The following is an 18,604-nucleotide window of genomic DNA, read 5'->3' on the forward strand; positions in this document are numbered from 1 at the left end:
TCGTTCCACAAGACAAAAAGCATTCGACAAAACATCTTGGAATCCTCGTCCCCATAGCAAAAAGGCGGGGATTCCCCCGCTCTTTTCTCCTCGTATCGGAAATATTACTTACGCAGATTGAGCTTCGTGATAATCGAGCGATAGCGCTCAATATCTGTCTGATACAGATAGCTCAGCAGTCGGCGACGATGCCCAACCATCTTCAGAAGTCCACGGCGTGAGTGATGATCCTTCTTATGTTCTTTCAGATGTTCCGTCAGATACTGAATACGTGCCGTCAGGACAGCAATCTGTACCTCAGGAGAACCAGTGTCCCCCTCGTGTACTGCGTGTTCCTTGATAATTTCCTGTTTCTTTTCCTGTGTGAGCATATCGAATCCTCCTTATAAAATTTCCACCAGTGACCAAGAAAACGTCGGATTATTCGTTATCTGAGTCATGGTTCTATTGCGTTCATCATAATACCATAGAAATATTTTCTTGTAAACGAAAACTTTTATCAAAAATATGTTCGACAGTTTTCTTATCCTCTGCAATCTGATGAATTAAATCATCAATCGAAGAAAACCGCTTCTCATCTCGTATTCTTTCATAGAAGGAAACCATGATCTCTGCGCCGTAAAGATCGCCGGAGAAATCCAAGATGTGTACTTCCAAACGGCGGTCACAGCCATCGAATGTTGGGTTGTTCCCGATATTTGCAACCGCGTGGTAGATCTTCTCCTGATACAGAACAGTTACGGCATAAACACCATTCGGCAGACGCTCATACACCTCGTATAATGCAAGATTTGCAGTAGGAAAGCCAAGGCTGCGCCCGCGTGCCTGCCCATGTATCACAATGCCGTTGATGGAAAACGGATAGCCGAGATATTCGTTGACTCTATGCAAATCTCCGCTCTCAATAAAGGCACGAATCCTCGTGCTGCTCACGGGTGCTCCATCACGCATGACCGACGAACAGACGGTCAATCGAAATCCATACGTCCGGGACGCTTCATGCAGAAGTTCCGGTGTCCCGACACCACTGCGTCCAAAGGTATAGTTCTCCCCCACAACAATGTACTGCGGCGAAAAATAACGTCGAAGAAGCCGAATAAAATCGTCCGGCTCAGTCTCGGCAAAATCCGAGGTAAATGGTATCTCGACCAAGGCATCCACACCGAGGTTCTTCAGAATACGGAGACGCATCGCATCACTTGCAATACGACGAGGCGTGTGCTCCGGCGTAATGACGGAGCGCGGGTGATTTGCAAACGAAAAAACAAGCGCAGTCCCTTTGATCTCCTGCGCCTTTTCGACTGCTGTACGTATGATCGCTTGGTGCCCGATATGAATCCCATCGAACATACCGAGAGCGACTACGATATTTGGATACTTTGATGGAAAATCAACAAGTTCTTTATATTTTTCCATGGGGAAGAAACATTCTCCTCGTATGTATATTCCGTCGATCAAGGCTCTCCAATCACGCGCAGCTCTGGGAAAAGCTCGACAGCGTGTTTTGCGTAGACACGTTTCTGCACTGCCGCAATCAGTCGTTGGACATCGGATGCACTCGCATTGCCGATGTTGATAATAAACCCCGCATGTTTCTGCGAAACTTGCGCACCGCCAACGGTAAGCCCTTTTAGTCCGGTCTGCTCGATCAGTGTCCCGGCAAAGTATCCGGGCGGTCGCTTAAACGTACTGCCCGCACTCGGATAGGACAATGGCTGCTTGCTTTCCCGACGGTGATTCAAGTCTGTCATGCGCTCCAGGATCATATCCCTGTCCGCTTCCCGCAAGTGCAGACGCGTTTCACAGATGACCTCGTCCCTGCTTTGAAAAATACTGTGACGATAGCCAAAATCAAGCTCGGTAGCAGCATACAGACGTTCAACCCCGTCCCGAGAAACCGTTCGGACCGAGGCGACAACAGATTTCATCTCATCATCATACGCACCTGCATTCATGAAGATCGCACCGCCGATGCTCCCAGGAATCCCACAGGCGAACTCCATCCCCGAAAGAGAGTTTTGCTGTGCAAACGCGGCAACATCTCGCAGCAGAGCGCCCGCGCCGACGATGAGGTCTGCACCATCAAGCGTAACATCTGCCATCTTTTTCCCAAAGCGTATGACAAGCCCGCGGATACCACCGTCACGAACCAATATGTTGGAGCCGTTCCCAAGCAGGGTAATCGGCTCTCCATATTCCTTTGCCATACAAATAATTTTCTGCACTTCCTCCGTATTTTTCGGATAAAAGAGAAGGTCTGCGGGTCCTCCGATCCGAAATGTCGTATGAAAGCGCAGAGGGGCATCTATAAAGAGCTGCGCAGCATCGAATACTCTCTCACAGGCTCGCACAAAATCCTTATTCATATCGTATCTGCTCCCTCAGGACACCCCGACCCGCACAGACGTAAATCAGCAAATGAATTTTGCCGCAGTGCCTCGTACGCAACTACGGCAACAGCATTGGACAGATTCAGTGAACGCGCCCCTGCCTGCATTGGAATACGAATGGTATGTTCCTCGTTGGCAGCCAGCAGCGCCTCCGACAGTCCCGCCGTTTCCTTCCCAAAAACAAGAACGGAATTTGACGTATATGCAATATCAGCGTAGCTGTGTTTTGCCTTGGTCGTACAGAAATAGAATGGTGCTCCTGCATATTGTTGTTGAACATCAGCAAAGCTGTCATGATAATGCAGCTTGACAAGGTGCCAATAGTCCAGCCCTGCACGTTTCAAATGTTTATCATCGGTCGAGAATCCAAGTGGCCGAACCAGGTGAAGCTCGATGCCCGTTCCGGCACACAGGCGTGCAATATTTCCTGTATTTCCCGGAATCTCAGGTTCGACCAGGACGATGTGCATAAGATATGAGCCCCCACTCTTCCAGAAATAATGCAACGCCATTATAGCGAATTACAGGCATAAAAACAACCCACAGAAGCAGAAACTCCCGTGGGCTGCGAGGATCGTTCTTCTTATCGCAAAATCGCACCTTCATTTGCGGACGTTGTCAACTTCGCATAGCGGGCAAGATACCCCGTTTTGATTTTAGGTTCTGGCTGTACCCAATTTACACGACGCTTCCCAAGTTCTTCGTCACTGATCTCAAGCTCAAGTTTACGATTTGGAATATCAATCGTAATCATGTCACCATCCTCGATCAGTGCAATCGGACCGCCCGACATTGCCTCCGGCGATATATGTCCGACACATGCGCCCTGACTTGCACCACTGAACCGCCCATCTGTTATGAGACCAACCTTCAGCCCCATTCCTGTGATGACTGCCGTCGGATTGAGCATTTCCTGCATACCGGGACCGCCCTTCGGTCCCTCGTAACGGATGACAACCACATCGCCATCGTGAATCTTCCCCTCCATGATGGCGTTGACACCATCTTCCTCGGAGTTAAAGCACCGTGCTGTACCACGATACGTAAGCATATCGTCTGCAACCGCCGATGCCTTGACAACGGCGCAATCCGGCGCAAGGTTTCCGCGCAGGATGGCAAGACCACCCTCGGGGCGATATGGATGCTCGACACTATGGATTACCGTTGGGTCCAGAACCTTTGCGTATGCGATGCGCTCCCGCACCGTTCCTGTAACGGTCAGTGCATCCAGATGCAACAGATTCATCTTCGACAATTCCTTCATCACCGCCGTAATGCCGCCCGCCTCATTCAGATCCTGCATGTGGTGCGTTCCTGCGGGACTCAGCTTCGTAATATACGGCGTACGTCTACTGATCTCATCAAACAGCGGCGGTGGAAGCTCAATTCCCGCCTCATGTGCAATCGCCGTGAGATGCAGAACGGTATTCGAAGAACCTCCGATGCCCATATCGACCGTGATCGCATTTTCAAATGCCTCACGCGTCATAATGTCGCGCGGGCAGATATTATTTTTAACAAGGTCAAGGATGACTGCACCCGCATGCTTTGCCAGCAAGCGACGCTCTCCTGTGTAGGGCGCAGGAATTGTTCCGTTGCCAGGGAGACCCATGCCGAGCACCTCGGTCAGAGAATTCATCGTGTTCGCTGTAAACAGACCGGAGCAGGAACCGCAGCTGGGGCAGGCATGTTCCTCAATAGCAGCCATCTCACTGGCATCCATCTTGCCGGCAGCAAACATCCCGGCTGCCTCGAATGCCTGACTGACACTGATGTCACGTCCGCGATGGCGTCCGGCAAGCATGGGGCCGCCGCTGACGAGAATTGCAGGAATGTTGAGGCGTGCCGCCGCCATTAGCATTCCGGGTACGACTTTATCGCAGTTTGGAATGAGAACAAGTCCATCGAATCCAGACGCCATAGTAACAGCCTCGATGGAGTCCGCAATGAGTTCACGGCTCGCGAGAGAGTATTTCATCCCCGTATGTCCCATAGCAATACCATCACAGACACCAATCGAAGGAAATTCAATCGGCGTTCCGCCTGCGGCTGCCACGCCAAGTTTCACGGCTTCCGCAATCGTATTCAGATGAAAGTGTCCCGGGATAATCTCGTTGAACGAATTACAGACTCCGATCAGCGGCTTTCTCAAATCCTCCGAACCATATCCGTTGGCATGAAACAGTGAACGATGCGCACAACGTGTCGCTCCTTTTTTTACAACATCACTTCTCATAAAAAGCTCTCCCAATCTACTATCATTTATGGATAATACACACATCCATAAACCAACCAAATTTTACAAAGACATGACAGAAATTGTAACGCATTCCATGATTTTTTTCAATAGCTTTACCGCAATGAGTTTATCGCACATGGCACACATGCGATGAATGTGCTATAATCATTAAAACTCAATTCCCTTCTGGGCTTTGATTCCCTTTTGAAAAGGATGCTTAACCAGGTTCATCTCTGTAACGAGATCCGCCCGTTCAATAAGTTCTTGAGCAGCATTGCGCCCCGTAAAAATCAGGTGTGTCCTATTCGGACGCACAGCGAGCAGCCGATCCAACTCAGCCAAGGAAATGAACCCAAAGGAATAAGCATAGTTAAACTCATCGAGGATGATCATATCCCATGTGTTCGCATAGAGTTCATCTGCTGCCGTTTGAAGAAGCGCATGAGCGGCACTGCGATGTTCAGCCTCCGCGCCGCTTCCTCTCTGCGAAAAACCAAGTCCTCCCTGACGAATTTCGATATAGGGGCGTACAGATGAGAGTGCCTTGATGGCTTCAAGCTCTCCATACGCCCAGCTCCCTTTGATAAATTGCAGAATGAGTACGCGCATTCCATTCCCCCACGCACGTACAGCCATACCAAGAGCTGCTGTGGTTTTTCCCTTTCCCTCACCGGTGTGAACGATAACAAGACCTTTGGTTTCCATACGCAATCCTCAACTTTCTAAAAGACAGATTGATATATTTTGGGTGAATGAATGAAACATTATTTTTTCTTTACGGCAATTATTTTCCTCGCCGTTCTCGGTTGTATTTTTCTCATTGAGAAAACAGATCTACTGGGCTTGAGGAAGATTGACATTGCCGCTGAAGTTCGCGAGGTCAATGACACATCCACACTCGTATGGGAGCGTCTTCCATATCCCTGTTATTATCGCATTGATACATATATCAAAACAACGGGAACAATCACAGGAGAGTCTATTTACGAACATGTAAAGACAGAGTTTACCACCACGCCATCCTGTCCGATCTCCTCCGCACCGATCCCATTTTATTATCGAATTACAGCGTACGGAATGTTTGGTGCGGTAACAGCTCCATCGACAGCGATTGCTGCTCCGTATTTTATGGCAAAATCCCCCATTTCCATCAGTCATTATACCGAGGATCACCCTGCAAGCCTCATGCCATTTCTGTTATGGCACAGTATGCCGAATGCCGTGCTTTATGAGGTTGAAATACTTTCCGCACCACCGGCACAGGAAGGAGGTACCGCACTTTCTCCTCAAAATCATTTGACAAGTACACGCAGCGTTTTCACAAACGGGTGGCAGGCGGATCTTCGAGCCTATCGCTCTTACAAAAAACTTTACTGGAGAGTGCGTGCTCTCGGACTGAAGCATGAGCCTCTTGGTGAATTTTCTGAGGCGCAACCGTTGTACTTGGATGAATCTGCAGAAATTCCGAATCATCCGATTCCAAACACATTCGATCAGGTCACGAACTTTCGTCAACCACTTTATCCTGTATATCAGTGGATTCCACTCAATGGTGTAACGCGTTATGAGGTTGAGCTCCTCACAGAGCCTCCCGCACAACCCAATGGGACGCTAGCTGATCCACAACGTGCGTGGGCCCAGACGATCAATGATACGAACTCTATCTATGACGAATATGCTCGTCTATACGCTGGCGTATATTACTGGCGTGTACGGGGAATCGATAATGAGAACACCACCGTTGGTACATGGTCAGATCTTGCTTCGTTTACCGTCGATTCCTTGGATGATCGTCACGTCTATGCCGTGGCGCTCGGCGACAGTATCACGCATGGAGGAGGTGCTATATCAAGCTCTCCGGCATTTCTCGAATACAGTTATACCACATACTTAACATTTGACTGCATCAACCTTGGGCGCAGCGGAGATACAGCACACAGTACTCTGGAACGTTTTGAACAGGATGTGGTTCCACTTCATCCGGCGAATGTGCTTATCATGACAGGTTCAAACAGTCTGAGAGCGATTGGTGTAACGGCACAGGACATCATTGATGATCTGGATGAATTACAAAAAAAATGTCTTGCCCATAATATGCGCCCTATTTTTCTTACACTTTTGCCGCTCAACCCGGAACGCATCACGCTCGCATTCCATTCGGAAACGGATCGTTCGTGGTATTGGAAGCTGCAGGTGGTCAACACGTGGATTCGTACACAAGCGTTTTATGTGGACATAGAGCCATATTTCTATGACACCCAGAAACACATCCTGAATCCACTACTCTCTACGGATGGGCTACATCCAGACATTGACGGCAAACGAATGATGGCAGAAGCCATCAATGAGCACCGCGAACTGTTCCGCGATCCCCCATAATCAGAAACCACGCGATATTATACCGCGTGGTTTCTTTATGCTTTCGACTGAATCAACATTGCATCCCCAAAGGAAAACAAGCGGTATTTTTCTTCAACTGCCGTACGATATGCCTTCAGTGTGAATGTACGTCCGGCAAATGCACTAACCAACATAATCAGCGTGGATTTTGGCAGGTGGAAGTTCGTGATGACAGCGTCGACAACATTGAATTGATATCCGGGATAGATAAATATATCCGTCCATCCTGTTCCCACCTCAACACTTCCTGTCTGTGCAGCCGATGCTTCCAGCGTGCGAATAGATGTTGTGCCGACAGCGACAATACGTCTCCCTTCTTGTTTTGCTGTTTGAATCAACTTTGCTGTTTCCGCTGGTACAGAGTAGAACTCTTTGTGCATAACATGATCTTCGATCACGTCCACATGGACAGGTCGAAATGTTCCAAGCCCGACATGAAGGGTAACAAAGCCAAATTGGACGCCCTTATCCCGCAGCTCCTGCATGAGTGATTCTGTAAAGTGAAGTCCCGCCGTCGGAGCGGCAGCCGAGCCCTTGACACGGCTGTATACGGTCTGGTAGCGCTCTCGATCCGCAAGTTTCTCGTGGATATAGGGCGGAAGCGGCATCGTCCCCAAACGATCCAAAATCTCTTCAAACACACCGTCATAGATAAAACGTACAATACGTCCACCAAAATCCGTATGGGCAAGAATCTCACAGGAAAGCTCGTCACCAAAATGAATGATGGATCCAACGCGTACTTTCTTCCCCGGCTTTACCAACGCCTCCCACTGGTCTTTATCGATCTGACGCAGGAGAAAGACCTCGACCCTCCCGCCCGTATGACTGCGCGTTCCAATGAGGCGTGCAGGAATGACACGCGTATCATTGAAAATCAAAACATCTCCTTTCTTTAGATATGTTCCAAGTTCATAAAATTGACGATGTTCAATCGCACCATCTTTTGGGTTCAAGACCATAAGACGAGCCGTGTCCCGCGGCTCAATCGGTGTCTGAGCAATGCGATCCTCTGGAAGATCGTAGTCAAAATCTGAAATATTCATCTAGCTGCACACCTTGCCTAGTATAACTTTTCGAGTGTAACGCCTGTATAGTAATGAAAGAGAATGTCCTTGTAACTGCTCCCCTTGTCTGCAAGAGCTTTCGCCCCCCACTGGGAGAGTCCAAGCCCATGACCGGAACCATATCCACTGAATACGACATCAGTTATGCCAGCACGTATATCAAACAGCGTACTTGGCAAAGAGAAGAATGTGCGCAGATCATTGCCAGAGAGAACGATACGTCCCTTCGTTCCGATCAACTCCGCCGAACGTACGCGACCGGACGGACTTCGATCACCGCTCCCCTTTCCCACGATCAATGGAGAGAGATGTATTTCCTTGAGTGTTCCAAGCATGGTTCCGTTCTGTTCCACCTTTTGCATGAATTCACTCATCAGAACCGCGCGTGTCCATGGCTGTGTCTGCGTTTGCAGATCGGGCACAGCGCACAGATAGGGCACAGAGCTCCCCCACACATGTTCGCTGAACTCCGTCATACCTCCGGAATCCGTGTGAAACAGAGCGTCAATGATGCTGCCGTTGTAACAGAGCACCTCTCCTCTCGTATGATTGACCGCATCTGTTGTTGTGCGCGTCTCTGCCGCCATGCCTTCATAGACTTGACAATGTGACGTATTACAGAGGTCAAATCCCTCCGCACTGTGCCGCTTTCGATTCTTCAGAGCGAAGGTACGCGCCGCAACACTCTGCGCCTGCAGCGCCTCTGCTGACCAGTTCGGCGGCATTTCTTTCGGGATAACGCCATAGAGATAGTCCTCAACCAGTACGTTATTGATGACGGTAATCCCATTCTTTTTCAACAGTGTGACAGATCCTCGATATGGTGCATCATTGATCTTGACAAATCCCACAACATTCGGCTGGATGAGCAAACGATCCGCCTTGATTTCCTGCCCATTCACAAGAAAATGCGCTTGCTGCATGCGAATGTCAAGTTCTATCCCTGATGGAACCTCCAAAATCGGTGCTTGGTCAGTATCTGCGTAGACGTGGAGGATACCATCGGTTGCTGCAAGCCGAACCTCGGATACGCCCTGACTGAGCCCCACAGTAATTTCCGGCTGCCATGAAGCAACGCCCCGCTGAGGCAGAAAGGCAAGTACAACAAAGAAAAAGAAGCTGCAGAGCCAATGACAGCGATTCATCACAACGCCTTCTTTCCCAATTATGCCATCAGGCGCAGTCGTTTCTTCTCTTTGTTTTCCTTGCGCTGAAGCTTACGAAGTGCACGACTGTAGCGCTCCTCCTCACTGAATACACAGCCGCAGTAGGACTGACGGTAGAGCCCAAGTTCTTTGCTGAGATCGATCCCATCCTGCCAGCCGACGCGAAAATCCTCGTAGTAAAAGGAGATTCCATATTCTTTGGCAAAACGTTCTGCAACGGAGCGCATGAGATCATGCTGTTGATAGATGCTGTAAAAAAGCGTCGAGGTAAAGCTGTCAAAGCCATGTTCTACCGCATATCGCGCTGATTCTTCCAACCGCCAGGTATAGCACATACGGCAGCGCCCCTTCTTTGTTCCCTCCGCCGGAAGCGCTTTCTTTAAAAATTCGCGCATCGCATACGTTTCGTCTGCAATAAAATCCATCTGCATAAGCTCCGCAAATTTCCTTGCGTTCTGCAGACGTTCCTCCCATTCTTTGTAGGGATGGATATTCGGGTTGAAGAAATATCCTGTGGGTTCAATGCCGTCGCCACGTAATTTTTTCAGAGGATAGCAGGAGCAGGGGCCACAACACATGTGCATGAGTAATCTCATCTCAGAGCAACTCTCCTTGTCTAATTTCATTTTTGGGGAACGGAATCCCGATATGTTCGTATCCGCTGCGTGTTACAATCCGACCGCGTGCTGTACGGGCAATAAACCCCAACTGAATCAGATACGGTTCGTAGACATCCTCGATGGTCTCCACCATCTCACTGAGAGCTGCTGCCAACGTTTTTAGGCCGACAGGCCCGCCGGAGAACTTTTGAATCATGACTTCCAGCATATAGCGATCCTTGTTCTCGAGCCCCTTGTCATCGACCTCAAGTGCTTCCAGTGCCTCAATGGTAACGGTCTTCGATATCGTACGCTCACCTGCCACCTGTGCAATATCGCGGACACGCTTCAGGATGCGGTTTGCAACACGTGGCGTTCCCCGCGAGCGGCGTGCAATCTCGAGCGCCCCCTCACGCTCAATCTGCACAGAGAGGATCTCGGCGGTGCGTTCGATGATGAGCAGCAATGCTTCTGGTGTATAGTATTCCAAACGCGATTGGATGCCGAAACGGTCACGTAGAGGAGCTGAAAGTGCTCCCGTCTTGGTCGTTGCGCCAACGAGGGTAAACGGGGCAAGATCGAGACGCAGAGAGCGTGCGCTGGGTCCCTTGCCAATGATAATGTCAATGGCATGATCCTCCATCGCTGAATAGAGAATCTCCTCGACATGATGTGAAAGACGATGAATCTCATCAATGAAGAGAACATCATGCTCCTGCAGATTTGTGAGAAGAGAGGCAAGATCCCCCTGCCGTTCGATGGCAGGCGCCGAGGTCTGACGAAAATTGGCGCCCATCTCATTCGCAATGATCGCTGCAAGCGTTGTCTTTCCAAGTCCAGGCGGTCCATAGAGGAGGACATGATCCAGCGCTTCGCTGCGCGAGAGCGCCGCTTGTATGAACTTGGACAAATTCGACTTTACCTTATCCTGTCCGATGTACTCGTTCAAATGCCGTGGGCGAAGGCTATACTGCCAGCCGTCCGTCGTCTGTTCCTCAAAGGAAACAAGCTCCTCATCCTCATACATATCCAATGTCACGTCCCTCCTTTCCTTAGAATCGCTGCAGCGCTGCCAACGCATAACGAATAATTTCTTCCGTACTTGCCCACTCGGTCTTTTTTTTCAGCACAGATTGGATTTCGCTCTGTCCAAAGCCAAGATTGAGAAGCGCTTCTGTCGCCTCAGCAATCTTATCTCCCATACCATCAGAACAATCACCTGTATGATCTGCATAGGAATCATCATCAAAAGAAGTGGTTGCTAGTTTATCCTTCAGTTCCAAGATAATCCGCTCTGCCGTCTTTTTCCCAATCCCAGGGAGCTTCGTAATTGCCTTGACATCTTTTTGATGGATCAATCGATAAAACTCGTTTGCTGTAATTGCCGAAAGAATCCCCTGTGCAACCTTTGGGCCGATTCCCGATATGCCGATCAAATGTTGAAAGAGATCATACTCCTCCTGTGAAAAGAACCCATAAAGGAGGATCGCATCCTCGCGCACATGTGTATGAATATAGAGCATGACTTCTTCGCCGACATCGATATGATTGCGCGTCTGATGGGAGACAAACACACGATAGCCAACATCATGGACATCTAAAAAGCAATAGTCTGGAAATGTGTAGGCAACTTTTCCACGTAAAAATCCGATCATTGATTCTATGCTCCCCATCTATATCCGATTGCGCCATGCTATACTGTCCACACAATGCGCGGCACTAATCGCGACCGCAAGGGCATCTGCCGTATCGTCAGGATGTGGCGGCGAGGGCAAGTTCAGGAGCTTCGTCACCATGTATATGACCTGTTCTTTTGTCGCCTTCCCATAGCCCGTCACAGACTGCTTTACCTGCAGTGGCGTACGCTCCACGATCGGAATATTATTCTGCGCTGCAGCAAGAAGTACGATGCCGCGTGCCTGTCCAACCGGAATCGCTGTCGTCACATTTCGATTGAAGAAAAGCTGCTCCACACCCATGGCATCGGGAGAATATTTTTCGATGAGCAATGTAAGCTCCGTATGGATTTTCAAAAGGCGCTTTTCCACCTCCATTTTCGATGGTGTTGTAATCGCACCGTAGGCATGAGAGCGCAGACGTGAGCCCGTCAGCTCCACAAAGCCATAGCCGCATATAGCAGTCCCAGGGTCGATACCGAGTACTAACATCTTCTTATTCTTAAAAGAGTGCAGACATCACGTCTGCACTCCGATAAGCAATCCTCCGCTTATTCATCCATCTCATAGTTACTGTAGACGTTCTGGACATCATCGTTGTCCTCGAGCGCGTCGATCAGCGTCTGCATCTTCTCAGCGTCCTTATCAGCAAGATGAACCGTTGTATCCGGAACCATCGTTACCTCGGCAGATGCTGTTTCGATTCCCTTTTCTCCAAGAATCGCCTCAATCGCCTCAAAGGCTTCCGGTTCGGCAACAATCTCAAAGACATCGTCCTCCGAACGCATATCCTCTGCGCCGGCCTCCAGGACGATCTCAAGGAGCGCATCCTCATCATCAAACGCCTCGCGCTCTACGATGAAAACCGCCTTCTTCTTAAACATCCATGCAACACAGCCATCCTGCCCAAGGTTGCCGCCGTACTTTGAAAAGAGATGACGGACATCCGCCGCCGTACGATTGCGGTTGTCGGTCAGAATATCGAGCATGACGGCTGTACCGCCTGGCCCATACCCCTCGTAAAACAGCTCTTCGTAATTGCTGCCCTCAGTGGCGCCAAGCCCCTTCTGAATGGCTCGATTGATATTGTCCTTCGGGATATTGTTTGCCTTTGCCTTGGAAAGGGCAAGTTTCAGGCGCATATTCCCCGTAGGATCAGCGCCGCCCATGCGAACAGCAATCGTGATCTCACGCCCGATCTTCGTTGTAATCTTGCCGCGAATCGCGTCATTTGCGCCCTTCTTGCGTTTGATATTTGCCCATTTTGAATGTCCTGACATCGTTCCGATCTCCTTCTCAATATACAAGCCGATAGTGCTTCTTTTTTCCTTTTTTTATCAGTGCTGCACCATCCGTAAAATCCACTTCGCTAAGAATATAATGCTCATCGGAGACACGCACATCATTGAGCGTGAGCCCTCCCTGCTGAATCATGCGGCGAGCTTCACTCTTCGAGGAGAATACATCACCGCGCACAAGCACATCCACAAGCTTTTCACCCACAGCGGTATGGATCTGTGGAATCTCCGTCGACGTACCGCCGCCGAAGAGGGCTTTCGCTGTCTCCTGTGCCTTCTCAGCCTCGCGCTCGCCATGAACGATCTTAGTCACCTCGTATGCGAGAATCTCCTTGGAGCGGTTGATCTCATGCCCCTCGGCAGAAGCAAGGCGACGCACCTCATCCATCGGGAGATACGTGAGCAGTGAGAGACAGGTCTCGACATCGGCATCATCGATATTGCGCCAATACTGGTAAAAGTCATAGGGCGACGTTTTTTCGGCATCGAGCCAGAGCGCACCGCCTGCTGTCTTTCCCATTTTGGTACCATCACTCTTTGTAAGCAGCTTGTTTGTAAGACCGAATACCGTGATGTTCTTCTTGCGACGGCAGAGTTCTACCCCCGCAATAATATTCGACCACTGGTCATCGCCGCCCATCTCGAGCTTGCAACCATAGCGTCCATTGAGCTCCATGAAGTCATACGCCTGCATAATCATATAATTGAACTCAAGGAAGGTCAAGCCCTTTTCCCAGCGCTGCTTGTAGCTCTCGGCAGCGAGCATGCGATTGACGGTAAAGTGAGCGCCAATATCACGGAGCAGATCGATATAGTTCAGCTTGCGCAGCCAGTCTCCATTATCCACCATGATCGCCCGATCATCCGCGAAATCGATGAAGCGGGAAATCTGCCTTCGAAAGCAGTCACAATTATGACGGATGGTCTCATCGGTCATCATCTTTCGCATATCCGTACGCCCTGAGGGGTCTCCAACGGTACCCGTGCCGCCGCCGACAAGACAGATCGGACGATGTCCCGCTCTCTGCAGATGAGACATTGCCATGAGCGCAATCAAATGCCCTGCATGAAGGCTGTCTGCCGTTGGGTCAAAACCGGTATAAAAAGAGACCTGCTCCTGTCCAAGGAGTTCGCGCAATCCTGCTTCATCTGTGCACTGCGCAAGAAACCCGCGTTCTTTCAGTATATCAATGGCGTTCAATATGCTACCTCTTTCTTAGTTCTGCCCTTTTTCTACTCCCGTTCCAGGCTCTGGCGGCTCTACGACAGATGACGGTGAGGAGTGTGTAGGAGAAGTATGGGGCGCACCCTCACTCTTTTCGGCACTGGAATTTGTTACTGGCTTAACAGAGTCCTTCCCCTTCTCATCTGGTTTTTTCTTTTCATTTTTTTCTTTCTCCGGATCTTCCATCGGCTCGCCTGAAGATGCAGCGAATGAGGGCGCCTCCTCGAAGTTTCGCACGGGAAGTCCCGCGAGAGCTTTCACCATAAATGCCTGCCATATAACGGCAGGTGTCGTTCCTCCAGCCATGCCATGTAGGTCACTGAGGCTGTCGTTTCCAATCCAGACGCCTGCAACTAAATCCGGTGTATATCCAACGAACCACGCATCGTGATAGTCACTGGTCGTCCCTGTTTTTCCAGCGGCAGGTCTTCCGATATTGGCTCGTGTTCCCGTACCGCGACGGATAACCTCTTGCATCATTGCCGTCATCGTAGCAGCATTTGCTGCTGAAATCACACTCTTTTCCTTCCTCTGCGCTTCTTCAAGGACTTTCCCGGTACGTGAAACAACACGGATGATGGCCACCGGCTCAACATGTATGCCGCGATTTGCAAATGTACCATACGCGCTGGTAAGCTCTAGAGGAGTAACACCGCGAGTCATGCCGCCGAGTGCAACTGCAAGATTGCGGTCATTGGTATCTCCATCGAGAACAAAGGTTGATATCCCCATCTCCTGCGCGTAGTATATTGCCTTATCGATACCGATGTCCTGTGCAATTCGCACGGTAGGCACATTCAGTGACCACTGCACTACATCACGGAGGCGAACCTTGCCGGAAAAATTGCGGCTATAATTCTGTGGCTCCCAGCCGCCAATCTTTAAAGGTTTGTCGTCAATGATGGAATCTGCTGTATATTTGTTCTCAAGTGCAGCTGCAAAGACGAAAGGTTTGAATGCGGAACCGGGTTGACGTACGGCCTGCGTTGCCCGATTAAATTGATCTGTCCCACGTCCGCCAACCATAGCACGGATATAGCCCGTGTGTGGATCAATCGCAACTAAGGCACCCTGAGGCTGAACAATGCCATTTGCATCAGTAAAATACGTTGGAAGGTTCTGCATCGCACTTTCAGCAGCCGCCTGCAGCCCCATATCAATGGTCGTATAAATCTTGAGGCCATCTTTATAGATGGCATCATCCCCATACTTCTCCGAAAGCAGCTGTAGCACATAATCAACAAAGTAGGAGGGACCTTTTACGCCATCATTGGTTGTCTTCGCGATGGATAACTCTTCCTTCTTTGCGGCCTTTGCCTCGCTTTCACTGATATAGCCATATTTGACCATCTGATCCAGAACGACAGCTTTACGCTGTGTTGCCGCTTCCATATTATTGAGCGGCGAGTAATAGTTTGGGCTCTTTGGGATACCTGCGAGCATCGCACATTCATTCAGCGTCAGATCTTTGACATCCTTGCCAAAATACGTGCGTGCCGCAGCCTGAACACCATACGCTCCCTGCCCAAAATAAATCTGATTCATATAGAGTTCAAGGATTTCTTGCTTTGTATACTGACGTTCGAGCTGGAGCGCAAGAAATACTTCCTGTACTTTGCGCTTGAACGTCCGATCCTGCGTCAGATAGGCGTTCTTCGCAAGCTGCTGGGTGATGGTGGAGCCGCCCTCTGTAACCGTACGTCCCCGAATATTTGCCCATACAGCGCGTACGATTCCACGTGGATCAATTCCAATGTGCTCGTAAAATCGATTATCCTCAACGGCAATAAAGGCATTTTGGAGGTTTTTCGGAATTTCATTGATGCCGACAGGTCTGCGATTTTCAGCCGCATGAATATTGGCAATCTCGTTTCCATGAATATCATAGATTTGAGATGATGCCGGAGGAACGATATCCTCCGCCAGATTCGGTCTGGTATTCAGGCTTGCTGTTAGGAATCCACACCCCACGCCAATAATCATGACAAACAGGATCAGCCCAATGGCGAGAATTGCTTTTCCAAGAACGGAGCCGCTTTTTGACTTCTTTGTCACTTTCTTTTCGCTTTTCTGCATAGATACCTTCCTGTCTGGATGTTTCTCCACTGCACTCTGCCTACAATCCAATTTCTATATTTTATCACAAACTCCGAATTTTGTAAGGATATTTTGTCAAAATTGCTTACTTCAATTCGACAACCGTGGCTCCAGTGCCGCCTTCGGAAATGTCGGCGAACGAAAAGGTCAGAACGGAGCGATGTCGTTTCAGATAGTCCTGCAGACCCTGACGCAGCGCACCCGTCCCTTTTCCATGAATCACGAGAATCTTGGAGAGTCCCGTAAATACGGCATCATCGATAAATTTTCCAAGTGCATCTTCGGCCTCAAGGACGGTCATGCCGCGCACATCGATCTGCGGTCTTATTTCTGCCGATTTCTTGGAAATCGAAGTCCCAACATGAACTTTCGTGCTCTTCTTATGTTTTTTTCGTCCCACGAAAGTACAGGCATTCATCTTGACAATCGTACGCAGTCCACCGACTTGGACAGTCAGCTCATTATCCTGAACGGCAAGTACCGTGCCCTCCTGTGCAAGACTCTTGATGTAGACAATGTCACTCGCCTGAATATTATTCGGACGAACGGGTTCTCCAACAAGCTCATGTTTTGGGAGTCCCCCTTGAACGTATGCTTCATCCAAACGATTTCTGGCATCCTGAATCGCCTTGCGGCGTTCCTTCACACCGTGATCGTCAAACTGCTCCTTGAGGGATTTGATGGTCTCCTCTGCACTGCGCCGCGCCTCTCGGACGATGTTATTTGCCTCCTCACGCGCCTTGTGCAGAAGTTCCTGACGCGATGCAGAGAGTGCTTCACGTTCACTTCGCAGACGTGTCTCGATGGCTGTTATCTCTGATTCTCTGTTATGAAGTGCACGATTCCTTGCTTCGTAGTCCTTCTTTTCCTGTTCGAGTTCATTGACGATCCGCTCAAAATGTGTATGTTCCTCGTTGATATAGATTTCGGCGCGCGCGACAATATCTTGCGGCAGACCAAGCTGACGACTGATCGAGAAGGCATTGCTCGCCCCTGGTATGCCAATCAGAAGCCGATATGTGGGACGCAACGTCTTCAGATCAAACTCAACCGAGGCATTCTCCACGCCCGGCTGTGTGTAGGCATAGGTTTTAAGAGCAGCGTAATGAGTGGTTGCAACAACAGCTATTTCGCTGTGTAAAAAATGTTCGATGATACTGCGTGCGAGGGCAGCCCCCTCATCCGGATCGGTGCTTGCTCCGACCTCATCCAGCAGAATGAGATCGCCCTCCTCTGCCTTTTCAATGATGCGGACAATGTTCCGCGTATGCGCCGAAAAGGTGGAGAGACTCTGCTCAATGCTCTGTTCATCACCGATGTCTGCATAGATATTGCGATAGACGGGGAGTTCCGAATCCGAAGCAGTCGGCAGAAAACAGCCAATCTGTGACAAAAGCGCCAACAGCCCCAGCGTCTTCATACTCACCGTCTTGCCGCCCGTATTCGGTCCTGTAACCAAAAGAATGGAAAACGTCTTCCCGAGTTCTATGTCGATTGGAACGACCTTATCCTTCGGGAGCAGCGGATGTCTCGCTCGCTTCAAGTGAACATATCCATCCCGATTCAGTGTCGGCGGATACGCCTCCATCTCCCGTGCAAGTCCGGCGCGTGCAAAGATGAGATCGATCGCCGCGAGTATGTCGCAGTTTGCCGCAAGGATGGAGCCATTCAAAGCAATCTCCGCCGAAAGTTTCTGCAGGATCCGCTGGATCTCCTGCTCACGTGCAAGCCCCATCTGCCGCACCGTATTATTCAGTTCTACCGTTGCGAGCGGCTCGACAAAAAGGGTTGCGCCGCTGGCGGACTGATCGTGAATGACACCGGGGAAATAGTTTCGGTACTCCTGCTTGACCGGGATGACATAGCGCTCGTCACGCACAGTGACAATCGCTTCCTGAAAGTATTTCTGATTCGCTGCATCATGCAGGATTGCGGACAGTCGATCCTTCACACGCGCCTGTGCCGTATGCAGTTCACGCGTAATCCTGCGCAGTTCAGGACTGGCATCATCGCGGAAATTCCCATGCTCGTCAATAGTATCCTTCAAATGACGCTCCACCATGCCGAGGATTTCAATGGGCTTTGCCTGCTCCTTAAGCAGGGGGACATCCAACGTGAGATCGCGGAAGAAATACTTCACATTCCGCATACCGCCCATCGTACTCATGACAGAGCGCAGTTCATCAATTTCGAGGATGGATCCCCTTGCCGCAGTTTTCAATATATCCCGCAGATCATAGACTCCACCGAACGGCGGTGCCTGCACTTGCAGAATCTGCACCGCCTCCGCCGTCTCCTGATGAAGCCTCGCGACCTCATCGTAATCTCCGGAAGGCACGACACTGCGGCAGCGTTCTTTGCCCTGCATCGTGGCGGCAAATGCTGCAAGCCAATTTGTGATTTTTTCGTATTCCAAAACCTTGAATGACTCAGTGTCCATACGTACC

At 49.9% G+C, this 18,604-nt stretch carries 17 protein-coding genes; 1 reads left to right on the plus strand and 16 read right to left on the minus strand.

Going from position 1 to position 18,604, the window contains the following annotated elements:
* Positions 1-104: 104 nt before the first annotated feature.
* The 6 genes from rpsO to cobO form a co-directional block, all read right to left on the minus strand.
* Complete coding sequence (gene rpsO / locus C8273_RS11030; RefSeq protein WP_006306336.1) at positions 105-371, minus strand: 30S ribosomal protein S15; 267 nt, start codon at positions 369-371, stop codon at positions 105-107.
* An 85-nt stretch (positions 372-456) separates the two neighbouring features.
* Positions 457-1,416 carry a bifunctional riboflavin kinase/FAD synthetase gene (locus C8273_RS11035; RefSeq protein ID WP_106627760.1) on the minus strand — a complete coding sequence of 320 codons (960 nt, stop codon included), beginning with the start codon at positions 1,414-1,416 and terminating at the stop codon, positions 457-459.
* A 38-nt stretch (positions 1,417-1,454) separates the two neighbouring features.
* Complete coding sequence (gene murB / locus C8273_RS11040) at positions 1,455-2,366, minus strand: UDP-N-acetylmuramate dehydrogenase (RefSeq protein WP_106627761.1); 912 nt, start codon at positions 2,364-2,366, stop codon at positions 1,455-1,457.
* Complete coding sequence (locus C8273_RS11045) at positions 2,363-2,860, minus strand: tRNA (cytidine(34)-2'-O)-methyltransferase (protein WP_106627762.1); 498 nt, start codon at positions 2,858-2,860, stop codon at positions 2,363-2,365. The genes murB and C8273_RS11045 overlap by 4 nt, the downstream gene beginning before the upstream one ends.
* Positions 2,861-2,973: 113 nt before the next feature.
* Positions 2,974-4,626 (minus strand): dihydroxy-acid dehydratase, encoded by a 1,653-nt coding sequence (gene ilvD / locus C8273_RS11050; RefSeq protein ID WP_106627763.1) that lies wholly within the window; start codon positions 4,624-4,626, stop codon positions 2,974-2,976.
* A 171-nt stretch (positions 4,627-4,797) separates the two neighbouring features.
* Positions 4,798-5,334, minus strand: coding sequence for a cob(I)yrinic acid a,c-diamide adenosyltransferase (gene cobO, locus C8273_RS11055; RefSeq protein WP_106627764.1), 537 nt, complete (start codon positions 5,332-5,334; stop codon positions 4,798-4,800).
* A 51-nt stretch (positions 5,335-5,385) separates the two neighbouring features.
* Between cobO and C8273_RS11060 the strand changes: the two genes are divergently transcribed.
* Entirely contained in the window at positions 5,386-7,008 is a 1,623-nt protein-coding gene (locus C8273_RS11060; RefSeq protein WP_106627765.1) for an SGNH/GDSL hydrolase family protein, read from the plus strand.
* Positions 7,009-7,043: 35 nt separating this feature from the next.
* On the opposite strand, the gene queA is transcribed toward C8273_RS11060, so the two are convergent.
* The 10 genes from queA to C8273_RS11110 all read right to left on the minus strand — a co-directional run bounded on the left by queA (position 7,044) and on the right by C8273_RS11110 (position 18,597).
* Positions 7,044-8,075 carry a tRNA preQ1(34) S-adenosylmethionine ribosyltransferase-isomerase QueA gene (gene queA / locus C8273_RS11065; protein WP_106627766.1) on the minus strand — a complete coding sequence of 344 codons (1,032 nt, stop codon included), beginning with the start codon at positions 8,073-8,075 and terminating at the stop codon, positions 7,044-7,046.
* 17 nt (positions 8,076-8,092) lie between these two features.
* The gene (locus tag C8273_RS11070) at positions 8,093-9,241 is read right to left on the minus strand and encodes a SpoIID/LytB domain-containing protein (protein ID WP_106627767.1); all 1,149 of its coding nucleotides are present in this window, start codon (positions 9,239-9,241) and stop codon (positions 8,093-8,095) included.
* 20 nt (positions 9,242-9,261) lie between these two features.
* Positions 9,262-9,858, minus strand: a complete 597-nt coding sequence (locus tag C8273_RS11075; RefSeq protein WP_106627768.1) for an epoxyqueuosine reductase QueH — start codon at positions 9,856-9,858, stop codon at positions 9,262-9,264.
* Between the two features lies 1 nt (position 9,859).
* The gene (ruvB, locus tag C8273_RS11080) at positions 9,860-10,888 is read right to left on the minus strand and encodes a Holliday junction branch migration DNA helicase RuvB (RefSeq protein WP_199821104.1); all 1,029 of its coding nucleotides are present in this window, start codon (positions 10,886-10,888) and stop codon (positions 9,860-9,862) included.
* 25 nt (positions 10,889-10,913) lie between these two features.
* The gene (ruvA, locus tag C8273_RS11085) at positions 10,914-11,516 is read right to left on the minus strand and encodes a Holliday junction branch migration protein RuvA (protein WP_106627770.1); all 603 of its coding nucleotides are present in this window, start codon (positions 11,514-11,516) and stop codon (positions 10,914-10,916) included.
* An 18-nt stretch (positions 11,517-11,534) separates the two neighbouring features.
* Positions 11,535-12,029: a crossover junction endodeoxyribonuclease RuvC gene (gene ruvC / locus C8273_RS11090; protein ID WP_106627771.1), complete on the minus strand. Its 495-nt coding sequence runs from the start codon at positions 12,027-12,029 to the stop codon at positions 11,535-11,537.
* Positions 12,030-12,088: 59 nt separating this feature from the next.
* A complete protein-coding gene (locus C8273_RS11095; protein WP_106627822.1) occupies positions 12,089-12,817 on the minus strand; it encodes a YebC/PmpR family DNA-binding transcriptional regulator in 729 nt (242 codons plus the stop codon).
* Between the two features lie 16 nt (positions 12,818-12,833).
* Positions 12,834-14,039 carry a tyrosine--tRNA ligase gene (gene tyrS, locus C8273_RS11100; RefSeq protein ID WP_159060771.1) on the minus strand — a complete coding sequence of 402 codons (1,206 nt, stop codon included), beginning with the start codon at positions 14,037-14,039 and terminating at the stop codon, positions 12,834-12,836.
* A 12-nt stretch (positions 14,040-14,051) separates the two neighbouring features.
* A complete protein-coding gene (locus tag C8273_RS11105) occupies positions 14,052-16,136 on the minus strand; it encodes a transglycosylase domain-containing protein (protein WP_106627773.1) in 2,085 nt (694 codons plus the stop codon).
* A gap of 106 nt (positions 16,137-16,242) precedes the next feature.
* Positions 16,243-18,597 carry an endonuclease MutS2 gene (locus C8273_RS11110; protein WP_106627774.1) on the minus strand — a complete coding sequence of 785 codons (2,355 nt, stop codon included), beginning with the start codon at positions 18,595-18,597 and terminating at the stop codon, positions 16,243-16,245.
* Between the last annotated feature and the right edge of the window lie 7 nt (positions 18,598-18,604).

The sequence above is a fragment of the Candidatus Centipeda massiliensis genome (assembly GCF_900290285.1).
Classification (GTDB): Bacteria; Bacillota; Negativicutes; order Selenomonadales; family Selenomonadaceae; genus Centipeda; species Centipeda massiliensis.

Coding starts and splice junctions, on each gene's coding strand:
- C8273_RS11045 (WP_106627762.1), bottom strand. CDS start 2,860: ATGCACATCGTCCTGGTCGAACCTGAGATTCCGGGAAATACAGGAAAT.
- ruvA (WP_106627770.1), bottom strand. CDS start 11,516: ATGATCGGATTTTTACGTGGAAAAGTTGCCTACACATTTCCAGACTAT.
- C8273_RS11075 (WP_106627768.1), bottom strand. CDS start 9,858: ATGAGATTACTCATGCACATGTGTTGTGGCCCCTGCTCCTGCTATCCT.
- C8273_RS11110 (WP_106627774.1), bottom strand. CDS start 18,597: ATGGACACTGAGTCATTCAAGGTTTTGGAATACGAAAAAATCACAAAT.
- C8273_RS11060 (WP_106627765.1), top strand. CDS start 5,386: ATGAAACATTATTTTTTCTTTACGGCAATTATTTTCCTCGCCGTTCTC.
- ruvC (WP_106627771.1), bottom strand. CDS start 12,029: ATGTTAGTACTCGGTATCGACCCTGGGACTGCTATATGCGGCTATGGC.
- murB (WP_106627761.1), bottom strand. CDS start 2,366: ATGAATAAGGATTTTGTGCGAGCCTGTGAGAGAGTATTCGATGCTGCG.
- C8273_RS11095 (WP_106627822.1), bottom strand. CDS start 12,817: ATGTCAGGACATTCAAAATGGGCAAATATCAAACGCAAGAAGGGCGCA.
- rpsO (WP_006306336.1), bottom strand. CDS start 371: ATGCTCACACAGGAAAAGAAACAGGAAATTATCAAGGAACACGCAGTA.
- C8273_RS11105 (WP_106627773.1), bottom strand. CDS start 16,136: ATGCAGAAAAGCGAAAAGAAAGTGACAAAGAAGTCAAAAAGCGGCTCC.
- C8273_RS11035 (WP_106627760.1), bottom strand. CDS start 1,416: ATGGAAAAATATAAAGAACTTGTTGATTTTCCATCAAAGTATCCAAAT.
- C8273_RS11070 (WP_106627767.1), bottom strand. CDS start 9,241: ATGAATCGCTGTCATTGGCTCTGCAGCTTCTTTTTCTTTGTTGTACTT.
- ruvB (WP_199821104.1), bottom strand. CDS start 10,888: ATGTATGAGGATGAGGAGCTTGTTTCCTTTGAGGAACAGACGACGGAC.
- ilvD (WP_106627763.1), bottom strand. CDS start 4,626: ATGAGAAGTGATGTTGTAAAAAAAGGAGCGACACGTTGTGCGCATCGT.
- cobO (WP_106627764.1), bottom strand. CDS start 5,334: ATGGAAACCAAAGGTCTTGTTATCGTTCACACCGGTGAGGGAAAGGGA.
- queA (WP_106627766.1), bottom strand. CDS start 8,075: ATGAATATTTCAGATTTTGACTACGATCTTCCAGAGGATCGCATTGCT.